Below are 771 nucleotides of genomic sequence, written 5' to 3' on the forward strand. Positions count from 1 at the left end.
TCGGCGCTCTGTTCTTCACCGAGGAGTTGACGCTCGCCAAGATTATCGGCGTTTTCAGCGGGCTCGGCGGCGTGGCATTGCTGATGCGAATCGGGCCGGTGCCATTCGACACGGAGCTGCTGCTCGGCGCACTGGCATGCCTGGGCGCCACCGCCTGTTATGGCTTCGGCGGCTTTCTCACCCGCCGCTGGATCAACCAGGGCGAAGGCCTGGACAGCGAGGTGGTCGCGTTCGGTAGCCAACTCGGTGCGACACTGTGCCTGTTGCCATTGTTCGGACTGTCGTTACTGAATGCGCCGCCGGTGAACTGGGGCGATTCGACAGTCTGGCTGAGTCTGCTGGGTCTGGGGCTGGTCTGTACGGCGTTCGCCTACATCCTCTACTTCCGCTTGCTAGCGGATATCGGACCGGTCAAGACACTGACGGTGACCTTCCTGATCCCGCCATTTGGCGTGCTGTGGGGCGTTATCTTTCTTGATGAGCCACTTTCCTGGGCTTACGTCCAGGGCGGTGCGCTAATCGCGCTCGCGCTGTGGTTGATTCTGCGCCAGGCGCCTACCACACGGCCAACGGCGCAGTTGCGACGCAGCTGAATTGCTCAGCTGCGTCGCACCGCATCACTGCACCAGTTCCTGTTCGCTGAACATGTCGGTGAACAGCATGCTGGATAAGTAGCGCTCGCGGGAATCCGGCAGGATCACCACGATGTTCTTGCCCTGCATCTCTGGACGCTCAGCCAGACGGACCGCCGCAGCCATCGCCGCGCCGCAG

At 62.3% G+C, this 771-nt stretch carries 1 protein-coding gene; it reads left to right on the top strand.

Annotation, left to right across the window (positions count from 1 at the left end):
- Positions 1-593: DMT family transporter (locus CXQ97_RS20800; protein WP_146069734.1), on the top strand; the 593-nt coding region annotated here is incomplete at its 5' end.
- Positions 594-771 lie beyond the last annotated feature (178 nt).

It is taken from the genome of Arthrobacter sp. B0490, assembly GCF_002929355.1.
Taxonomy (GTDB): Bacteria; Actinomycetota; Actinomycetes; order Actinomycetales; family Micrococcaceae; genus Arthrobacter_D.